This is a genomic window from Agrobacterium tumefaciens (genome assembly GCF_009649785.1).
GTDB classification, from domain to species: domain Bacteria; phylum Pseudomonadota; class Alphaproteobacteria; order Rhizobiales; family Rhizobiaceae; genus Agrobacterium; species Agrobacterium tumefaciens.
Genome location: NZ_WJOK01000003.1, coordinates 1 through 14251, shown reverse-complemented (window position 1 = coordinate 14251; position 14251 = coordinate 1). Strand labels below are relative to the sequence as shown.

The 14251-nt window shown below is 58.3% G+C and carries 12 protein-coding genes, 1 tRNA gene, 1 rRNA gene and 1 pseudogene; 6 read left to right on the top strand and 9 right to left on the bottom strand.

The window, feature by feature from the left end:
- The first annotated feature begins 70 nt into the window (after positions 1-70).
- Positions 71-652 carry a TetR/AcrR family transcriptional regulator gene (locus GH784_RS03900; protein ID WP_065705698.1) on the top strand — a complete coding sequence of 194 codons (582 nt, stop codon included), beginning with the start codon at positions 71-73 and terminating at the stop codon, positions 650-652.
- A 40-nt stretch (positions 653-692) separates the two neighbouring features.
- Here GH784_RS03900 and GH784_RS03895 read toward each other — a convergent pair whose 3' ends face one another.
- From GH784_RS03895 to GH784_RS03880, 4 genes are all read right to left on the bottom strand, one after another.
- The gene (locus GH784_RS03895) at positions 693-1697 is read right to left on the bottom strand and encodes an NADP-dependent oxidoreductase (protein WP_065705697.1); all 1005 of its coding nucleotides are present in this window, start codon (positions 1695-1697) and stop codon (positions 693-695) included.
- Positions 1698-1808: 111 nt separating this feature from the next.
- Entirely contained in the window at positions 1809-2633 is an 825-nt protein-coding gene (locus tag GH784_RS03890; protein ID WP_003519271.1) for an oxidoreductase, read from the bottom strand.
- A 253-nt stretch (positions 2634-2886) separates the two neighbouring features.
- Complete coding sequence (locus GH784_RS03885) at positions 2887-3981, bottom strand: alkene reductase (protein WP_111782736.1); 1095 nt, start codon at positions 3979-3981, stop codon at positions 2887-2889.
- Positions 3982-4029: 48 nt separating this feature from the next.
- A complete protein-coding gene (locus tag GH784_RS03880; protein ID WP_003519273.1) occupies positions 4030-4818 on the bottom strand; it encodes an SDR family NAD(P)-dependent oxidoreductase in 789 nt (262 codons plus the stop codon).
- 112 nt (positions 4819-4930) lie between these two features.
- Between GH784_RS03880 and GH784_RS03875 the strand changes: the two genes are divergently transcribed.
- Positions 4931-5479 (top strand): TetR/AcrR family transcriptional regulator, encoded by a 549-nt coding sequence (locus GH784_RS03875; RefSeq protein ID WP_003519274.1) that lies wholly within the window; start codon positions 4931-4933, stop codon positions 5477-5479.
- Positions 5480-5527: 48 nt separating this feature from the next.
- Here GH784_RS03875 and GH784_RS27355 read toward each other — a convergent pair.
- From GH784_RS27355 to GH784_RS03865, 3 genes and pseudogenes are all read right to left on the bottom strand, one after another.
- Positions 5528-5677, bottom strand: a pseudogene (locus GH784_RS27355) (IS3 family transposase); the annotation flags it as partial.
- A 172-nt stretch (positions 5678-5849) separates the two neighbouring features.
- Positions 5850-8960, bottom strand: coding sequence for an efflux RND transporter permease subunit (locus tag GH784_RS03870; RefSeq protein ID WP_065705694.1), 3111 nt, complete (start codon positions 8958-8960; stop codon positions 5850-5852).
- A complete protein-coding gene (locus tag GH784_RS03865) occupies positions 8960-10072 on the bottom strand; it encodes an efflux RND transporter periplasmic adaptor subunit (protein WP_065705693.1) in 1113 nt (370 codons plus the stop codon). The genes GH784_RS03870 and GH784_RS03865 overlap by 1 nt, the downstream gene beginning before the upstream one ends.
- A 98-nt stretch (positions 10073-10170) precedes the next feature.
- Here GH784_RS03865 and GH784_RS03860 point away from each other — a divergent pair, with 98 nt between their 5' ends.
- The 4 genes from GH784_RS03860 (at position 10171) to GH784_RS03845 (ending at position 13590) form a co-directional block, all read left to right on the top strand.
- Complete coding sequence (locus tag GH784_RS03860) at positions 10171-10758, top strand: TetR/AcrR family transcriptional regulator (protein ID WP_003519277.1); 588 nt, start codon at positions 10171-10173, stop codon at positions 10756-10758.
- 164 nt (positions 10759-10922) lie between these two features.
- A complete protein-coding gene (gene fabF / locus GH784_RS03855) occupies positions 10923-12206 on the top strand; it encodes a beta-ketoacyl-ACP synthase II (protein WP_025595181.1) in 1284 nt (427 codons plus the stop codon).
- Between the two features lie 57 nt (positions 12207-12263).
- Entirely contained in the window at positions 12264-13268 is a 1005-nt protein-coding gene (ftsZ, locus tag GH784_RS03850; protein ID WP_013762144.1) for a cell division protein FtsZ, read from the top strand.
- A gap of 103 nt (positions 13269-13371) precedes the next feature.
- The gene (locus GH784_RS03845; protein WP_236735685.1) at positions 13372-13590 is read left to right on the top strand and encodes a hypothetical protein; all 219 of its coding nucleotides are present in this window, start codon (positions 13372-13374) and stop codon (positions 13588-13590) included.
- Between the two features lie 203 nt (positions 13591-13793).
- Here GH784_RS03845 and GH784_RS03840 read toward each other — a convergent pair.
- A tRNA-Met gene (locus tag GH784_RS03840) sits at positions 13794-13870 on the bottom strand.
- 288 nt (positions 13871-14158) lie between these two features.
- A 5S ribosomal RNA gene (rrf, locus tag GH784_RS03835) occupies positions 14159-14251 on the bottom strand; the annotation flags it as partial.

Sequence of the window (14251 nt, the reverse complement as noted above, 5' to 3'; positions counted from 1 at the left end):
CGTCAGCAATACTCTCAATCCATGATGATATCCAACATCATGGAGACGGCGCCGTCGAAAGGGTTCGGACATGCGGATCACCAAGGAAAAGAAGCAGGGAAATCATGACCGGATTGTTGCGATTGCATCCGGGATGTTTCGCGAACGAGGGTTCGATGGCGTTGGCGTGGCTGACCTGATGGAGGGTGCGGGCCTGACCCATGGTGGATTTTACAACCACTTCGTCTCGAAGGAGGCGCTCATAGCAGAAGCCTCCGCCAAAGGGTTTTCCGAAACGTTGGCACGCTATGCCGGGTATGATTTGGGCGAGATGATCGACGCCTACATCTCGCGCACGCATCGTGATGCGCGTGGCCAAGGCTGCACGGCCGCCGCACTGAGCGGGGAAGCAGCGCGGCTGCCAAACGAAACCAGAGCTGTTTTCGGCGAAGGCATCGAGCGCCTTGTTGACGCACTGGAGAGCAATCTTGCGGCGAACCAGCCCGCCGGCTCAAATGCCCGCACGCAAGCCATCAGCATTATGGCGCAAGCTGTCGGGGCCATCGTGCTATCGCGGGCCTGCCCGGACGCATCGGCCCTGGCGGATGAAATTCTTGATATTTGCCGCGCCGATTGCCGGGCCTCTGTCGAAAATGGCGGGCGGGAGCAATAGGGCCGCAGCCAAGCGACCCCATCTCCTGCAAAATACGAACTCAGTCTGCGACCTTCACAACGACCTTGCCCCTGGCGCGCCCGGTCTCGACATGGGCCAAGGCCTCCGCCGTCTGAGCAAAGGGAAATACCTTGTCCACGACCGGACGGATCACGCCAGCGTCGATCAGCTTGGCGATCTGGGCAAGTTGTTGCCCTTCCGCGCGCATAAAAAGGAAGGAATACAAGACGCCCCGGCTTTTCGCCTTCTTCAGCACGCCCCGGCTCAGCATCAGTACCACCAAGCGCAGGAACAGGTTCAGCCCCAGAGATCTGGCAAAGGGAACATCCGGCGGCCCCGAGATCGATATCAACCGACCACCCGGTTTCAGAACATTCAGCGACTTGGCCAGCGTCTTGGCATCCTGACTGTTCAGCACCAGATCATAACCGGATAGCACCTGTTCGAAATCCTGCGTCCTGTAGTCGATCACCACATCGGCGCCGAGGCTTTTGGCCAGGTCAATATTCGCGGCACTGGTCGTGGTGGCCACCGTGGCGCCGAGATGCTTGGCAAGCTGGATGGCAAAGGTCCCAACCCCACCGGAACCAGCCTGAATGAACACTTTCTGGCCGGGCTTGACCTTGCCGACCTCCACCAGCGCCTGCCAGGCAGTCAGTCCAACCAGCGGTATCGATGCGGCCTGCTCCATCGAAAGGCTCGCGGGCTTCAGCGCTACATCGGCGGCGTCAATTGCGATGAACTCTGCAAAGGTACCGGCCCGGTGATCCCTCGGACGGGCGTAAACCTCGTCCCCAGCCTTGAATTGCTGCACATTCGCGCCCACGCTTACAACCGTTCCGGCTAGATCGTGACCCAGAATAAAGGGCGGGCGATAGGGCAGGAACAGCTTGAACTCGCCGTCCCTCACCTTGGAATCCAGAAGGTTGATCGCCATGGCCTGAATGCGAACCAGAACATCATTCGCGCCCATCCGGGGCTCGGGCATGTCTGCCAGACGCAATGCGCCCTTCTTTTTGTATTTGTCGACAACGAAGGCTTTCACGGACGTTCTCCAGTGTAAAAATATTATCGGCTCAGATGGCTAAAAAAGCCAAGGCTTTCAGCGCGAACTGAGCATGTTGTTGGAAGGCCCTGCCGTGGCCGTCATTCTCGCTCACGCGATGTTGAATTGCTTGCGCAAGGTTCGATCAAACAGCGCGCGCGGCAGGAAACGCCGGGCAAACGAGGTCTGCCGGGCCGCCTTGCCGGAGGGGTAGCGCAACCGCGGTGCCTTGTCCTGTGCCGCCATCAGGATGGTGGCCGCAACATCATCCGCCGTGTCGCCGGTCGCCATGGCCAAGTCAAACGCCGTGCGGTATCTGGCCAGTGTCTGGCCATAGGCTGCAACCGGACGGTCGCCTTGCGGAGAATTGGCCTCGATCGAGGTTTTCGTTGCCCAAGGCTCGATCACGGCGACACGGATGCCGAACTGGCGAACCTCATGGTCCAGCGATTCCGAATAGCCCTCAATGGCGTGCTTGCTGGCCGAGTAATAGGCTCCAAAAGGACCGGGTATTAAGCCCAGGACAGAGCCGATGTTCAATATCCTGCCATAGCCCTGTTGGCGCATCATCGGCAACACGGCATTGGTCACCCGAACGACACCCAGAAAATTGGTTTCGAACAGCGAACGAACCTGATCCACCGAGCTTTCTTCGGCCGCCCCGGACAGGGCATAACCGGCGTTGTTGACCAGAAGGTCGATACGGCCAAGTTCCTGATGTGCCAGCGCCACGGCATCCGAGACAGACAAATCGGAAGTCACGTCACAAGCAATCATCCGAATGCCATCACGTATCTCGCCGGGTGCGGCCTTACGACTCGTGCCAATCACCCGGTAGCCTGCCCGGGCCAGAGCCGTGGCGGCCGCCTTGCCAATCCCACTGGAAGCCCCGGTCACAAAGGCGGTCTTCTGTCTCTTGGTTGCAAACGTCGCCATAGCGTCTTTCTCTCTTTTCGGTATCACCATGGATTGCCGCCAAGGCATATGGTTTTACGACACTAATTTTATGATGATTGCCGTCATCATTGATAATTTTAATGATGTATATCATCATTAAAGTCAAGCTTGCCTTTCATGTGGTGAGGGAAAGGGTAACCCTTCAGTGTCGGGACCCGGCACCAATCCGCAAAGGATCAGGCACAGCACACTGATTTGATGGGGCCGCACCAGCGAGCGACCCCAAAAGTAGTCAACGCCCGGCAGCTGCCGCCAAAGAGGGGTAATCGATATAACCCGCAGCACCGCCACCGTAGAGCGTAGCCGGGTTTATCTCTGCCAACGGCGCATCGCTTTTCAATCGCTCAACCAAATCGGGATTGGCAATGAACGGCCGGCCGAATGCGATCAGATCCGCCCGACCCTCGGCAAGATGCGAAGTCGCCAGCTCGAAGTCATAGCCGTTGTTTGCGATATAGGTCTTGCTGAAGCGACGGCGCAATGATCCGAAGTCGAATGGCGCGACATCGCGCGGCCCACCTGTGGCACCCTCGACGACATGAATGTACACGATGCCAAGGGCTTCGAGCTGATCGACGATGTAATCGAACTGCGCCTGCGGATCAGTACTCGAAATGCCATTGGCGGGCGAGACCGGCGAGATGCGGATGCCGGTGCGTGCAGCGCCGATTTCCTGGACAACCGCGGCCGTGACTTCCAGCATGAGGCGCGCACGGTTTTCGACAGAGCCGCCATAGGCGTCTGTGCGAACATTGGCACCGTCCTTGGCGAACTGATCAAGCAGATAGCCGTTGGCCCCGTGGATCTCGACACCATCGAAACCAGCCTCGATGGCGTTGGCTGCTGCCTGACGGAAATCGTTGACGATCCCAGGAAGCTCTTCCAGTTCAAGGGCACGGGGTTGCGAAACATCCACGAAGGCATTGTTGACGAACGTCTTTGTCTCGGCGCGGATGGCTGAAGGGGCAACCGGCGCTGCGCCGTTCGGCTGGAGATCAACATGGCTGATGCGACCGACGTGCCAGAGCTGGAGGAATATATGGCCACCCTTCTCGTGCACCGCACTGGTGACCTTGCGCCAGCCTTCGATCTGCGCCTGGGTATAGATACCGGGCGTATCCTGGTATCCCTGCCCCTGCTGTGATATTTGCGTGGCTTCGGAAATGATGAGCCCGGCCGAAGCACGCTGGCCGTAATATTCAGCCGTCAGGTCACCTGCGACAAAGCCCGAACCGGCGCGATTGCGCGTCAGGGGCGCCATGACGATCCTGTTGGAAAGGGTCAAGGAGCCAAGCGTATAGGGTTCGAAAAGCGTCTTTTTAGTCATGATTTGCCTATGTGTTGCCGCCGCAGCGGTATGGGTTGCGCGGTCTGCTCAAGCGACGGTGCGGTACCGTTCGGCTGGCAGCGCATTGCCGAAGTTGGCCAGCATGGTCTTGCGCGCAGCTTCAAAGGCTTCCCACTGACCGGCATCGGGAAGCGGCGGGATGGTCACCGGCTCGCGACGGTCGAAGCCGACCAGAGCCGCATCCACAAGATCGCCCACCTCCATGACGTTGTTCAGTGCGTTGACGTCGGCGCCGACATGGTCCCAGATTTCGGTTCGAGTCGTGGCGGGAAGAACAGCCTGAACGTAGACGCCCTTCGGTCCAAGCTCGAGGCTAAGCCCCTGAGACAGGAAGAGGACAAAGGCCTTGGTTGCGCCGTAGACCGTCATGCCGAACTCCGGCGCCAGACCAACCACGGAGCCGATGTTGACGATTGCACCCTCACCTTTCTTGACGAGTCGAGGAGCAATTGCGCTGGCAAGGCGAACGAGTGCAGTCGAGTTGAGTGCAACAAGCCGGGCCATGTCGTCGGTGCTCTGCTCGATGAACGTTCCACCGATGGCCGTTCCGGCATTATTGACGAGGATGCCGATGCTGTCATCGTCGCGCAGTCTCGTCTCTACTTTCGCAAGATCGGCGAGTTGCGTGAGATCCGCCTGGACGATGTCTATGGCCACGCCGGTTTCCTGTCGCAGACGGCTTGCAACGGCCTCCATTCGCGCCACGTCACGGGCGACCAGCACGAGATCGTGGCCGCGCCGCGCAAACCGATCGGCATAGGTTGCACCAATACCGGTGGAGGCGCCGGTGATGAGGACTGCAGGATTTGTGCTCATAGGATTGCTCTTTTCTGTGATGGAACCTATATTCATGACAATCGTCATGATTGGATTTAAATATGATAGCCATCATGTAAATGTCAACGACCATGTTGGGAGAATTGTGAAAATGAAGGTCAGCCGAGAACAGATGGCGGAAAACCGTCGCCGGATTCTGGATGTCGCCAGCCGGCTGTTTCGCGACAAGGGGTTCGATGCCGTCAGCGTTGCGGAGGTGATGAAGGCAGCCGGTCTTACTCACGGCGGCTTTTATGGACATTTCAGTTCAAAAGACGATCTGGTCGCGGAGACCCTTGCCCACGCCCTTGCTTCAGATAGCGTCGGAGGAGGCAATTTCAGCGATTTCGTCAAATCCTATCTTGCGCCTCGCCATCGCGACAACGCTGCCGGTGGCTGCCCAACCGCCGGTCTCGCTGCAGCAATTCGCCACCAGACGCCGCCGGCGCGCTCCGCCATGACAGAAGGCCTTCGTGCGCAGATCAGCCGGATCGAAAGGGCACTCCCGCAACTGGACCCGGCAGATCGCCGGCGCACAGCGATAGGAAGCTGGGCGGCCATGGTTGGGGCGGTCATACTCGCCCGGGCAATCGACGATCCGGAACTATCGGACGAGATTCTGGAACAGACGCACGCATGGATCGATAACAGCATCAGTTAGTCCGCAAAAAACGACGAAGCGTACCGGCATGACCCTCCCACGGAACCTTCATCCAAATGCGATTGGAGGTTCTGCGTTTTTCAACATTCCATTTGGCGCGGTGTGGCAAATCGGTGGGAAAGCGAAGCTTTGATCTCCCGCAGCATTGGAGCCGGGCGCAGTGATGATCCCGGCATAGGCTGCCGGGGTCTGGTATCCGTGCTACTAGTCCGGGCGGAAGATCGGTCCGGATGTGGATAAGATGGAAAATCCCAGCCTTTCAACGGTGCTCGGCCAGATGGTGTGAGGCCACGCATTGTTCGGCTCCTGCTGCCCTTAAATGCCGCCGTCACATCACGCTTCAGGTTTGAGCCGGCACGCATGGACGCCCCTACTCTGCCGCGAGCGCCAGTGGCTGCCCTACGTGCTCGACCGTCTCTTTTTCGGCACCCGCCTTGGGTGGCTTGATCCGGAACCAGACAGCATAGAGAGCCGGAAGGAAGAGCAGGATCATCACCGTGCCTGCTGCCGTTCCACCGATCAGGGTATAGGCCATCGACCCCCAAAATACTGAGTGGGTCAGAGGTATGAACGCCAGGATCGCCGCGAGAGCCGTCAGGATCACGGGTCGTGTCCGCTGCACTGTCGCTTCGATAACGGCATGATAGTCATCAAGCCCCGCCGCCTGGTTCTCCTTGATTTGCTCTGTCAGGATAAGCGTGTTGCGCATCAGGATACCCGCCAGTCCGATCAAGCCGAGAATGGCGTTGAAGCCGAAAGGCTGATTGAACAGGAGCAGGGTCGGAACCACCCCGGCAAGACCAAGCGGCGCTGTCAGCATCACCATTGTCATTGTCGAGAGACTGCGAACCTGCAGAATGATGACGATCAGCATGGCAGCAATCATCACCGGGAAAACCTGAGCGAGTGCCGTATTCGCCTTGAGAGACTCCTCGATGTTGCCGCCCATCTCGATACGATATCCAACGGGAAGCGACGCGATGAGTGGCTGCAGAGCTTTCATAACCTGTTGGGAAACCTCCGGAGGCTGCGTCGCCTCGTTGATATCAGACCTGATCGTGATGACAGGCGTGCGGTCACGACGCTTCAGGATAGGTTCTTCAAACCGGATTTCGGAGTGCCCGAGTTGATCCAGCGGAACCTGACGGCCATCCCTGCTCATCAGAGAGAAATCGGCAAGACGTGACGGATCGAGGCGGTTTTCGCCAGCACTGCGAGCGACGACGGGCACGTTGCGGATATTGTCGCGCACCTGCGTAACGGGGATGCCGGAGAGCAGCATCTGCAATTGCTGGGCTGCCTCCGATGGAGAAAGACCAATCAGATTGAGCCGCTCCTGGTCGGGCACAAATCGCAGAACGGGTGTTCGGTTGCCCCAGTCACGGTTGGCTTGGCGAACATCGGGGATAGTCTTCATGATCGCCAGAGCCTGCTCAGAAATCCTGTAGAGTTCATCCTGATCGGGACCCATGATCCGGAACTCGACCGGGAACGGCGTGTAAGGACCAAACACAAGCTGGGTGACGCGGATGGACGCTTCAGGAACAAGACCCTCCGAAATAGCTGCACGAAGGCGATGCTTCAGTTCTTCACGTGCGTGGGCATCGGGTGTGAGCACGACGACCTTGGCGAAGGCAGGGTCAGGTAGTTCCGGTGCCATGGCAAAGAAGAACCGGGGTGCGCCCTGCCCTACGTACGACGTGACGATATTGGTCTCAGGCTGAGTTTGCAGCCAGTCCTCGACTTTCTTCACCGCAGATGCCGTCGCCTCGATGCTTGTGCCCTCGGGCATGCGCACCTCAACCAGCACCTCAGGCCGATCCGATGTCGGGAAAAACTGTTGTTTCACGCCGCCCATTCCAACGACCGAAAGGGCCATGGAAATGCCGACCACGGCGCAGACCATGAACTTATGGCGGACAGCGAACTCGATGACGGAGCGCAGACGGCGATAATTCGGCGTGTCATAGATGGCGTGATGACCGCCCTCGACCGGCTTGATGTTGGGCAACATCTTCACACCGAGATAGGGCGTGAAGGTGACGGCGACGATCCAGGATACGATGAGCGCAAAGCCCACGACCCAGAAGATGTTACCGGCATATTCGCCTGCGGTCGACTTGGCAAAACCCACGGGCATCAGCCCGATGATCGTGACCAGCGTGCCGGACAGCATCGGCGCTGCCGTATGGCTCCAGGCATAGGCGGCCGCCTTGATGCGGTCCATGCCCTCCTCCATCTTCACCACCATCACTTCGATGGCAATGATGGCATCGTCAACTAGAAGGCCAAGCGCGAGGATCAAAGCGCCAAGCGTGATGCGGTCGAAGAAGCGCCCGGTCTCCAGCATGATGAGAAAGACCACCGCAAGGGTGAGTGGCACAGCAAGAGCGACAACAATACCAACGCGCCAGCCAAGTGCCACCAGACTGACAAACAGAACCACGCCAAGCGCCATCGCGAACTTGAGCATGAACTCGCCGACGGCTTCATCGATGTTGACGGCCTGGTCGCTGACTTTGGTAAGCGTCATCCCCAGCGGCAACGTTTGCGCAATGGCGGCAGAGCGAGCCTCAAGCGCCTTGCCGAGATCAAGACCGTTCCATCCCGCCTGCATCACCGCACCCAGCATGATTGTCGGTTCACCCTCGTGGCGGATGATATACGTGGCGGGATCCTGATAACCGCGTCGCACCTCTGCAAGATCGGAGAGCTTCAGGGTTCGTCCAGCAGCAACGATCGGCGTGTCGGCAATCGCCTGCACACTGTTGTAAGCTCCGTCGAAGCGGATAAAGACCTGTGGGCCTCGTGTGTCGATTGAACCCGCAGGCGTGACCGTGTTCTGTCGCTGCAACGCAGAAGCGATATCCTGCGCGGATATGCCGAGTGTCGCGAGCTTCGCATAGGAGAACTCGACGAAAATCTGCTCGGGGCGCTCACCGACGATGTTGATTTTCTTGACGCCAGGCACGTGCAGGAGGTCCTGGCGGATGACTTCCGCTTGCCGAACGAGATCGCGCATCGGCATTCCCTTTGCCTTCAGGGCATAGAGGCCGAAACTCACGTCAGAATATTCGTCGTTGACGAATGGGCCCATCACGCCCGGGGGGAGATTGCGGGCTTCGTCGCCAAGCTTCTTGCGCGCCTGATAGAACTCTTCTGCAACCGCACTTGCCGGCGTGTTATCCTTGAGGGTGACGGTCAGGAAAGCGTAACCTGGCCTCGTTGTGGTCTCGACGCGGTCGTACCAGGTCAGTTCCTGAATACGTTTCTCAAGCGGCTCGGCGACCAGGTCCTGCATTTCTCGCGCTGTTGCACCCGGCCAGACTGACGTGACCGTCAATGTCTTGATGGTAAAGGACGGATCCTCGGCGCGCCCCAGCTTGACGAAAGCGTAGACGCCGGCTGCGGCCAGCAGCACGATAAAGAACAGGGTGATAGCGCGTTCGCGAACCGCGATGGCTGACAGGTTGAAGCGCATTAGTTTTTCACCTCTTGGCTCGAGGCAATCCTGACGGTCGCACCATCGTCGAGAAGATGCGCGCCGAGGGCAACGACCTGCTCCCCGGTGCCGATCCCCGTGACAAATGCCGTCTCCTCGCCAATCTGCTGAACTTTAATCGGGGTGAACTTCACCTTTGACGTGGCGCCGTCGACGATCCACACACCTGTGCGATTACCGTCGTCCAGAATGGCGCCGACGGGCACGGTGACTTCCGACTGGCGTTCGGCATCCGGTGTTCTGATTGTTACAGTGGCGCCAAGCGGTGCTGAGGCCGCATCACCCTCAAGAATGTAACGCGCTTCATAGGTTCTCGTTTGAGGATCAGCCGAATCGGAGATTTGTCGCAGTCTGGCGTTTCCACTAAGCCCGTCGCTTCCATAAACACTGGCCTGTGCTTCCGATCCCACCTTAGGTCGCAGTGTCTCAGGCAGCCAGACGACCGCCTCGCGAGGGCCGGCCTTTGCGAGTTGAACAACCGTCTGGCCGGCGGCGACCACTTGTCCCGGATCACCGAGAGTTTCGACGACCGTTCCATCCGAGTCAGCAACAAGAGTGGTGTAGGTTGCCGCATTCTCGGCAACCTCCGCTTCCGCCTCGGCCGCCGCAAGCTGTGCCGTCGCTGTATCGAGAGCCGCCTTTGCCTGTTCGTAACGCTGGGGCGTGGCCGCCAGGCCATTCTTGACCAGTGCCGCATAGCGCTTCTCATCGGCTTCCGCCTGAAGCAGAATAGCACGCGCTGATATGACCGAATTCCGCTTTGCTGTCAGTGCAAGCTGAAGATCGGTCTCATCAATGCGCATCAGCGGTTGGCCCTGTTTGACCTGCTGACCGACATCGACCAGCCGCTCCACGATTTTACCGGGAACGCGAAATCCGAGATTGCTTTGAACGCGCGATGCGACCGTCCCGGTGAATGACCGGTCGGCCCTGCCTGTCCTTTTCGCCTCCGCAATCCTTACCAGTGGTGAAGCCGTCCTTGGGTCTGCGACCTCGGCTTCCCGTTTTGGGGTTTCAGAAACGAGGAAAAAGGCGGCGGCCCCAGCCGCTGCGACAAGACCCACGACAGTCAGGACATGTTTGCGTTTCATTGTAAGTTCTCTTCTTGACCAGCGGTGCAAATGATTTAGATTGCGATCTAAATCTATGTGCGCTATAAATGTCAAACGAAATCTAACCGGAGGTCGATATGAGAGTGAGCCGGGCACAAGCCGAGGAAAATCGGGAGACGGTGATCAACGTTGCCAGCCGTCTGTTTCGCGAGCACGGATTCGATGGCATTGGCCTGAAAGATTTGATGAAGGGTGCAGGACTCACCCAAGGCGGGTTCTACAAGCAATTTGCATCGAAGGACGATCTTGCAGCCCAGGCTTCGAGGCGCGCGATGGAAAGCGCTACACGCAGATGGTCTGAAGCGGCTGCGGACAGTTCCGATCCTCTCGAAGCAGTGATGGCGTTCTATCTGTCCAAGGACCACCGTGGAGAAAAGGCAGAAGGCTGCCCCCTGGTGGCACTGGGGTCGGACGCTACTCGGCAGAGTGAAGAAGTCAGGCGTCCATTCGAGGATGGGATACGCGCTCACTTCGAGGTGCTCAATGAACTGCTTGATGACACCAGAAGCTCCAATCCCAGCGGCAAAGCGATGGCGATCCTGTCTCTCATGGTCGGCGCCGTTACCCTGTCGCGGATCATGGAAGACGAGAATACGTCTCAAGGAATCCTCGACGCAGCGGCGGAGGAAATCAGGCGCATCGCAGGCGCTGATCATGCGGCCTGAGGATCGCGCTCGGTAGCTAGGGAAAACAAAAGCCAAACGCAGTCGCCGCGTCGGGTTCGGGCGGATGCGATTTAGGCACTGCATATCCGGAGAACAGGCCCTGACCGCACCGTCGGTCGGTATGCCGAAGGCATGCCAATTTAAACGAAGAACAGGTGTAAAACATGCGTCGTATCGTTGTCACAGGAATGGGAGCTGTCAGTCCCCTTGGAGCGAATGTCGGTATCTCCTGGTCGCGCCTGCTCGCGGGTCGAAGTGGCATTCGACGGCTGGGTGACGACGTGGTGGCGGACCTTCCATCGAAAATCGGGGGCATTGTCCCCTCATTGATGGAAGATCCCGAGGGCGGCTTCGATCCCGACACCATTGTGGCTCCGAAGGACCAACGCAAGGTCGACCGTTTTATCATATTTGCACTGGCAGCCGCGGAAGAAGCGCTTGCACAAGCAAACTGGAAGCCGACCTCGAATGAGGAACGGCTGAGGACCGCGACGATTATCGCGTCCGGTATAGGCGGCTTTCCTGCGATAACCGAAGCGGTCCGCACCGTCGATCAACGCGGTGTCCGTCGCCTTTCGCCCTTCACCATACCGTCGTTCCTGGTCAATCTCGCAGCCGGGCATGTCTCAATCCGTCATGGCTTCAAAGGCCCTCTCGGTGCACCGGTAACCGCGTGCGCCGCCGGCGTTCAGGCAATTGGCGATGCGGCGAGGCTTATTCGATCAAATGAAGCCGAAATTGCGATATGCGGCGGAACAGAAGCCTGCATGAACATCGTCAGCCTCGGGGGTTTTGCAGCCGCCAGATCTCTGTCGACTGCTTTCAACGAAACACCAGACAAGGCATCGCGCCCCTTCGACACATCACGCGATGGCTTCGTCATGGGCGAAGGAGCGGGCATGCTTGTCATTGAATCCCTGAGCCATGCGCTTGCTCGCGGCGCTACACCAATTGCCGAACTCGTCGGATACGGCACGACAGCCGACGCTCATCACATCACGTCAGGACCAGAAGACGGGAACGGTGCCAAAAGAGCCATGGAGATCGCCATTGCGCAGGCAGGCATTTCCCCCCGCGAAATAGGTCATCTGAATGCCCACGCCACCTCGACCCCGGTCGGAGACCTCGGCGAAATCAGGGCCATCAAAAGTATCTTTGGTTCCGAGAAGACTGTCGCTGTCAGCGGGACGAAGTCAGCAACAGGACACCTACTTGGCGCGGCTGGAGGATTGGAAGCAATCTTCACCATTCTAGCACTCCAGCATCAGATTGCGCCGCCAACTCTCAACCTGAATGCTCCGGATCCGGAAGCCGAAGGCATCGATTTTGTGGCGAACCACGCGCGCCAATTAGACGCTGAATTCGCAATATCCAATGGTTTCGGTTTTGGCGGTGTCAATGCGAGCGCAGTGTTCCGGCGGTGGCCGAAGGCAAACGGCGCTGGCTGAGGATCAGCGTCGCGCCACCACACGCTGAAACTGTTTTCGCTTGGGACTTGAACGTCAATGAACCAGACCTTGGGCACGACACCGGACATACTGCACCTCAAACCGAGGATTGCCGTTATAGGCGTCGGCGGCGGTGGTGGTAATGCGGTCAACAACATGATGGCGCAGAAGCTGCAAGGGGTAGAATTCATTGCAGCAAACACCGATGCGCAAGCTCTCTCCATGTCTAAAGCCCCACGAGTTGTTCAACTCGGCCTGATCGCGACTGGCGGGCTTGGGGCCGGATCACTCGCCGAGATCGGACAAGCGGCGGCCGAAGAAACGATCGACGAAATCATGGACCATCTGACCGGGATGCATATGTGTTTCGTGACCGCGGGCATGGGGGGCGGCACTGGAACGGGCGCCGCGCCTGTTATAGCTCGAGCTGCGCGGAAGGCCGGAATACTGACGGTCGGCGTGGTAACCATGCCATTCGCATTTGAGGGCATACATCGAATGCGAATGGCCCAACACGGGGTAGAGTGTCTAGCCGAAAGCGCGGATGCCGTGATCGTGATCCCAAATCAGAACCTTTTCCGGGTGGCAGATGCCACAACGACGTTTGCTGAGGCTTTCGAAATGGCGGATCGGGTTCTTTATGCAGGCGTCAGCTCCGTCGTCGATCTGATTGTCAGGGAAGGGCTTATCAATCTCGATTTCGCCGACCTAAGGTCAGTGATGCGCGGTATGGGCCGAGCTGTGATGGGCACGGGAGAAGCGGCAGGCGAAGGCCGTGCAAGAGCTGCCGCCGAAGCAGCGATTGCTAATCCGCTTTTTGACGACACATCGGTCAAAGGTGCCAAAGGGCTCCTCGTCTCGATTTCCGGTGGACCGGACATGACGCTGTTCGATGTGGACGAAGCAGCCACGCGCGTGCGCGAAGAGGTCGACGCTAACGCCGATGTCGTGATCGGCGCGACGTTCGACGATGCGCTTGCGGGTCGACTGAAAGTGTCCGTTGTCGCGAGCGGATTGCGGCAACCGGCAGAGGTGACCTTTCTTGCGGAGCGCACGGGGTGAGCCTGCTCCTTTGCACCCTCGAGCGAGCATGTCCTTGAAGACTTGAGAGTGCCTGCGTGTCTGCTACCGCCCGGCCCAAGATAGGGCGACATAGAAAATTCCAGTGAAATCGATCGAGAGAAAACAGCACATGCTGAAGCACTTCTTAGAAAAATGGCGTCTATGGGAAGAAGCATTCCTCGGTATCGATGATTTGCAGGGGGACTATCTCCTCTCCTTGGAAGAGCGCGTGGCTCGGCTCGAGGCAGCTACGGAGGCGCTAGATAGAAAACGCCTGCCTGCGACCTTGCCCAAATCTGCCGAAACAACGCCACGTCGGTGACGCGGAAACCCTGATCACAAAGTGAATGCCGCTCTGAGCGCTTGAAGTGCTTGTTCCGGCTCGTGTTTTACAAAGGCCTAGGTGCACGCTACCAGAGCCCCACGTGGCTATACCGCCAGCAAGTCATTTGCGGTATCCAAGGCCCTAAACGCAAGGTGCCCTCCGGGATGGGAGGGCTTTGTTGTTGATAGTCTTGAAGATATTGGTTGCGGGGGCAGGATTTGAACCTGCGGCCTTCAGGTTATGAGCCTGACGAGCTACCGGGCTGCTCCACCCCGCGTTACCAGCGTAAATCCCTATTGGATTTATCGCGACCAGCGTAAATCCCTATGGGATTTATCGCGACCAGCGTAAATCCCTATTGGATTTATCGCGACTGCATCACAGGGACGCTGTGATGTATAGTTCCGGAGCAAATTGCCGAAGGCGATTTGTCTCCTTTAAGGGACGCACGTTGCGTTTTCCTTATGTTTTCATGTTCCGCAATGCAAAAAGGCCGCTTTGAGCGGCCCTTTGTATCGGCTGGGCCGAAGAGTTTGCTTGAGAAGATATTTGTTGCGTTTTGCAGACCTGGCAGCGACCTACTCTCCCGCGTCTTGAGACGGAGTACCATTGGCGCTGGGGCGTTTCACGGCCGTGTTCGGAATGGGAACGGGTGCAG